Source organism: Pelorhabdus rhamnosifermentans (genome assembly GCF_018835585.1).
GTDB classification, from domain to species: Bacteria; Bacillota; Negativicutes; order UMGS1260; family UMGS1260; genus Pelorhabdus; species Pelorhabdus rhamnosifermentans.
In genome coordinates this window covers 1-260 of sequence record NZ_JAHGVE010000154.1, presented here as the reverse complement: position 1 = coordinate 260, position 260 = coordinate 1, and the positions used below count along the sequence as shown (strand labels likewise).

The 260-nt window shown below is 66.2% G+C and carries 1 protein-coding gene; it reads left to right on the top strand.

Annotation, left to right across the window (positions count from 1 at the left end; genetic code table 11):
- The coding region (locus tag Ga0466249_RS26165; RefSeq protein WP_215832414.1) for a hypothetical protein at positions 1-210 on the top strand (210 nt) is incomplete at its 5' end.
- Positions 211-260: the final 50 nt, after the last annotated feature.

The following is a 260-nucleotide window of genomic DNA, read 5'->3' as shown; positions in this document are numbered from 1 at the left end:
GTCTCCGGCGGCATTACGCACGTGGTGCCATGGATGCTTGGGCAGTCGGGTGACGTCGTGGACGCCGCGGGCCAGTCCTGGCGCTTGCAGGATCTCCGTGGAGCGACCGTCGTGATCATGGTGTTCACCATGTGCTTCACGTCGCTGCTGGCGCTGATCCGGCTGCTCGACAGCGCGCCGCGAGACGGCAGGCCAGGTCCTGGGGCCTGATCCGGAAATCCTCACCCTACCCCTTTTTATCCGCCGGTCGGCGGGCATGA